1 rRNA gene is annotated in these 1,121 nt (G+C 53.4%); it reads left to right on the top strand.

Going from position 1 to position 1,121, the window contains the following annotated elements:
- Positions 1-550: 550 nt before the first annotated feature.
- Positions 551-1,121 (top strand): 16S ribosomal RNA (locus RIG68_RS15160); the annotation flags it as partial.

Below are 1,121 nucleotides of genomic sequence, written 5' to 3'. Positions count from 1 at the left end.
GTAACCTTATGATTTTGTGTCATTTTTTGTATTTGTGTTAGAAAGTTTTGGATTTGAGTGAAAAAGCGCTTGCGGGTTTGTGTGGGTATACGTAAAAGCCCCCTCACCGGCGGCGCTGAGGCGCACAACGGGACGCCAGACGGGGCGGCGGCGACGAGGCAACGAGACGCTGACGCAGACGAGGCGGAAGATTTTGAGGGAATGACGGGCGGGCGCGCCAAGAAGTTAGGGCGCATCCGGTTGGTTTTTGTCTCTACGCTGTTTGAAATTGATGGTATCTGAAGAGATATGTGGGCGGTTTGGTTCGTTTCGACGAACGACGTCTGTATATCAACGCTGGTAGGGTTTCGACCCGATGATCCAGTGTCAGCTTCACTGTTTGAGCGGCTTTCGGTTTCTTTAGGAAACCAGAAGCACAATCAAACAGATGACTTTCAATACGTGTCCAATCCTTAGCCGGGTGGACATAGGGTTCTGCCCCCAAAGCGGACCTGAAGTATTGAAGATGTGCAGAGGTTCGAACGTCAAGGATACGCTGGTGACAGCGTTTCAACTTGAGAGTTTGATCCTGGCTCAGAACGAACGCTGGCGGCAGGCCTAACACATGCAAGTCGAGCGAGCTCTTCGGAGCTAGCGGCGGACGGGTTAGTAACGCGTGGGAACGTGCCCTTCACTGCGGAATAGCCACTGGAAACGGTGAGTAATACCGCATACGCCCTTCGGGGGAAAGATTTATCGGTGAAGGATCGGCCCGCGTTAGATTAGATAGTTGGTGGGGTAACGGCCTACCAAGTCTACGATCTATAGCTGGTTTTAGAGGATGATCAGCAACACTGGGACTGAGACACGGCCCAGACTCCTACGGGAGGCAGCAGTGGGGAATCTTGGACAATGGGCGCAAGCCTGATCCAGCCATGCCGCGTGAGTGATGAAGGCCTTAGGGTCGTAAAGCTCTTTCGCCAGAGATGATAATGACAGTATCTGGTAAAGAAACCCCGGCTAACTCCGTGCCAGCAGCCGCGGTAATACGGAGGGGGTTAGCGTTGTTCGGAATTACTGGGCGTAAAGCGCACGTAGGCGGATCAGAAAGTTGGGGGTGAAATCCCGGGGCTCAACCCCGG

It is taken from the genome of Imperialibacter sp. (assembly GCF_040222385.1).
Taxonomy (GTDB): Bacteria; Bacteroidota; Bacteroidia; order Cytophagales; family Cyclobacteriaceae; genus Imperialibacter.
This window is presented reverse-complemented; position numbering and strand designations above follow the sequence as displayed.